The 4,148-nt window shown below is 38.6% G+C and carries 4 protein-coding genes; all 4 read left to right on the forward strand.

Annotation, left to right across the window (positions count from 1 at the left end; translation table 11 throughout):
- The coding region (locus tag RAO94_00145; GenBank protein MDP8320736.1) for a choice-of-anchor Q domain-containing protein at positions 1-523 on the forward strand (523 nt) is incomplete at its 5' end.
- 722 nt (positions 524-1,245) lie between these two features.
- Positions 1,246-1,917, forward strand: a complete 672-nt coding sequence (locus tag RAO94_00150) for an ABC transporter ATP-binding protein (protein MDP8320737.1) — start codon at positions 1,246-1,248, stop codon at positions 1,915-1,917.
- A 2-nt stretch (positions 1,918-1,919) separates the two neighbouring features.
- Positions 1,920-3,146, forward strand: coding sequence for an ABC transporter permease (locus RAO94_00155; GenBank protein MDP8320738.1), 1,227 nt, complete (start codon positions 1,920-1,922; stop codon positions 3,144-3,146).
- A 12-nt stretch (positions 3,147-3,158) separates the two neighbouring features.
- A complete protein-coding gene (locus RAO94_00160) occupies positions 3,159-4,103 on the forward strand; it encodes a YhjD/YihY/BrkB family envelope integrity protein (protein ID MDP8320739.1) in 945 nt (314 codons plus the stop codon).
- Positions 4,104-4,148 lie beyond the last annotated feature (45 nt).

The following is a 4,148-nucleotide window of genomic DNA, read 5'->3' on the forward strand; positions in this document are numbered from 1 at the left end:
AGGCACCATCAGCGAAGCAGACCCGTTATTTCTGCATGAAGGAGAATATCCTTTCAGAATAGATGAGGGTTCACCAGCAATTGATATGGGAACGCTAATGCTGCCCGAGGGAGTAGTATTACCTGAATATGACCGCTCCGGCAATCTGCGCATCAGAGGCAACGGCATTGATCTGGGTGCTTATGAATATAATCCCTATAGCAATCCTGTTAATGAAGACGAACTGGAATATTCAAATCTGATAATATATCCTAACCCGGTACATCTAAAGCAAGGAAGAGGATCAGTTGTCATCAATTATCCCACCAGCGATGATGAAGCAGATTATGAACTGAGTATATATAATATCAAAGGACAACGCATCAACTCATTCAAAATTCAAAATTCAAAACTCAAAATTTGCGAAGCACGTTGGGACTGCTGTGATTCTGATGGAGAAAAAGTAGCAACAGGAGTATATTTCCTGCGTATTTCCAGAGATGAAGAATTTATTGATCAAGGAAAGTTGACAGTGGTTAAGTAACTCCCTGGGAACTGCGAGCTCCTGCTCGTAGAATTATGAATATTCTCTAAATTTTAGCTTGTCCACTCAGTTCAGCAGGAGTTTTAAATGGTACTCCTGGCAAGAGTTCTGGCGACAGTTATCACAAAATGTTTCCTTTTCGTGCTATTTCGTGACTTTAGTGGTTGATAAGATATTTTCTCAATTTATCACCGAAAAGCTCTAAAGGCACAAAATTAATGTAAAATATAAATTGTAAATAGTAAAAGATGAAAACCAGTCTAATAAAATAGAATTGTCTTTTTAATTATGGTGATTTCCTTTCGTGTTTTTTGCATTTTTCGTTGATAATTATTTCTTACATTCGTCTTGATACAAAACTTTTTCAATCACGTAACTGCACTTAATCACGTAAATTCGAATAAACAAAATAGAAATCTCCACAATATACTGCAATTAAACTCATTACTACTTGTTCAGGTGTTTCTTTCATCGTATATCACCTCCCGAGTGGGTTCCCTGTGGCTTCCCTATGGCTATTTCAGAGTTATGCCTTTCTTCTGTAACTATTGTATTGTTGTAGTTTTCCTGTTTCTACAGAATCTTTGCCCTCTATCTCCATTACCTGTCACCCATCCGATAATCCCTTTGAAGTAATATTTTTCATAATAATTCACCTCCCCAGTCAAATTTAGTTGACATATATTAAATTTCCTGAAAAACAATCTTGATATGGAGTATATATGGAAACTGTGATCAGATTTGAAAATCTAACTAAAGAATATAATATGGGTAAAGTATCAGTAAAAGCCCTTCGTGGTGTAACATCTGACATCAAAGCAGGTGAATTTGTAGCCATTATGGGACCTTCTGGCTCAGGTAAATCTACTTTGATGCACATCCTGGGATGCCTGGATTCTGCTTCTGACGGCAGGTACTGGCTGGAAGACCAGGAGATAAGTAAATTAAAAAAAGCCAAACTGGCTTCTATCAGAAATAATAAGATTGGTTTTGTTTTTCAAACCTTCAATCTGCTGCCTCATCTGAATATCCGACGCAATGTGGAACTGCCCCTCATGTATTCTGGTATGAATGCTTCCCGCAGACGCACACTTGCAGAAAAGGTACTCACGGATGTGGGGCTGGATGACCGCATGAAACACAAACCCTCGGAATTATCAGGTGGACAGAGGCAAAGGGTCGCCATTGCCAGAGCTTTAGTGAATAATCCCACGATCATTCTGGCAGATGAACCCACTGGAAATCTCGATACCAATTCCGGGAATGATATTCTTTCCATTTTTTCTGAGCTCAATAATCTGGGACACACCATTATCATTGTTACTCATGATAGTGCCGTATCAGAACGGGCTGACCGTTCCATAAAGATCATTGATGGGCTCATCGTAGAATAACTATGGCAATCTCACTCAAAGAAAGTATACAAGTAGGTCTCTCAGATTTCTGGTCTCGCAAGATCCGCAGTCTGGTCACAGTATTGGGAATTGTCCTGGGTACAATGTCAGTTATTGTTGTGCTGGCAATGGTCAATGGGATCAATAAGCAGACTTTATCCTGGATGATGGAACGCGGAGGATTAGCTAAGATTACAGTACATCGCAATTGGGAATATGATGGTGATGGCAATGAACGCGATTATTTCACGCTCAAGGAGTTATTCCATATTCGCGAACTGCTCCCGGAAGCTGAATATTTTAATCCTTCCATGGGCGACTGGGGCAGAATTAATTTTCAGGATAAATTCATCTGGAATCGTGTTCAGGGAGTTGTCCCCGATTATCAGCATATTGAAGAATGGACCGCAGATCAGGGACGCTTCATCAGTGGATTTGATATTGATCAAAACAATGATGTTATCGTGATTGGCAGTAAAGTCAAAGAAGAGCTTTTTGCTAATAATGACCCTCTGGGAGAATACATAACTTTCAAAAACAGACGCCTGAAGATAGTTGGTATCATGAAACACCGCTATTTGAAAAACTCTTTTAATGTCGGTAATGAAAATTCACTTGATTATCTTAATCGACGCAGTTTCATACCTATTTCAACTATGATCAATAAAATTTCAGGTAAAGACAATGTCCGCTCTTTGGCTCTTAAGGCAAGATCAGCCGAAGAAGCACCAGCGTTGGCACATAAACTGGAGAATATCCTGCTGAATATCAGGCATGGTGAAAACGTATTCAATATCGAATCTGCCCAGGAAGAAGCACAGGAAATTGAGAAAAATGCCCGGACTTTCCGTATGGTATTTTTCCTGATCAGTATTATTTCACTGCTGGTTGCCGGGATTGTGATAATTAATATCATGCTGGCTACGATTCAGGAACGCACCCGTGAAATTGGTATCAGGCTCGCTGTAGGAGCTCGAAGATTTGATCTGTTTATCCAGTTCCTGGTGCAGACGATCCTGGTTACCTTTATTGGTGGAGTTATTGGTGTTGGTGCGGGTTTTTCAGTCCTTAATATTGTCAGTAAATATCTGGAATTCCAGTTGATAGCCTATCCAGGGATGATTATTGCTGCTATTGGTGTATCAGTTGGAGTGGGATTTCTTTCCGGGATAATTCCAGCTATCAAAGCTGCGAATCTTAATCCCGTTACGGCTCTTAGATATGAATAATAAGGAATGTTTATGACCAAATTCCATGCATTTCTGATCATTTTCAAAAAGAAATTCCTCAAAGATCGAGTATTCAACCAGTCAGCTTCTCTGGCTTATGTAACTTTGCTGGGATTTGTTCCTTTTCTGATATTTCTATTTTTTTTGATACCTGAATTGCCATTTGCTTCAGATAAGTCTCTGGAAACTTTTCTTATCTCCATCTTTGTCCCGGATTCTGCTGAGCAGATAGGTGAATATATTGCCAGTCTTACTACCCAGAAGATATCTTTCAATCTCTTTAGTTTCCTCTTGCTCATCTTCACTTCCTATTCATTATTTCGCATCATTAATGACACTTTTGATACGATCCTGGGCGCTACTTCAAAAAAAAATAAAAACTTCTTTGGCGATATTATCAAATTCTTTGGTATGTGTGTAGGTGGAGTGCTGCTTTTATTGATTTTACTCTCATCTTCATCTGTGCCGATCCTGCTGAAATTTATTAAAATCCCCTTTCTACAGGGTATTCTTACCTATTTCTCACCCTTTCTGATCATGTTTGTTATCTTCACTATGGGTTTCTTTTTCATCCCCACAGTTAAGATCAGATTCACTTCTATCTTCATCGGAGCAGGAACTTCTGCTCTGGTCTGGATATTCTTTAAAAATGTTTTTGACTGGTATATTAATAATCTCACTAATATGGAGATCATCTTTGGGGTTGTTTCATTTGTACCTATTTACTTCTTCTGGATCTATGCCAATTGGGTTATCATTCTCTCAGGTGTTATTATTGTAGCTATTCTGGATGGAAGACTGGAACTGGATGATAAGTCTCATACATCTTCCAAACTCAGGATCATTATTGAAAAAGAGCTGAGCCAGGATGAATCTAAAACCCTAAGCAACACGGTTACTAATACAGAAGATCTCAAAAATGCTATTTCTGCCATTCTTAATGATGAAAATAAATAATTAATCTCACTTTTACCTCAAAAAATCAGTTTACAGAAAAATCTG

This window comes from Candidatus Stygibacter australis (assembly GCA_030765845.1).
In the GTDB taxonomy this organism is placed as follows: domain Bacteria; phylum Cloacimonadota; class Cloacimonadia; order Cloacimonadales; family TCS61; genus Stygibacter; species Stygibacter australis.

Bases quoted from the DNA above. Each gene is read 5' to 3' on its own strand.
- RAO94_00160 (MDP8320739.1), top strand. From the start codon at position 3,159: ATGACCAAATTCCATGCATTTCTGATCATTTTCAAAAAGAAATTCCTC.
- RAO94_00150 (MDP8320737.1), top strand. From the start codon at position 1,246: ATGGAAACTGTGATCAGATTTGAAAATCTAACTAAAGAATATAATATG.
- RAO94_00155 (MDP8320738.1), top strand. From the start codon at position 1,920: ATGGCAATCTCACTCAAAGAAAGTATACAAGTAGGTCTCTCAGATTTC.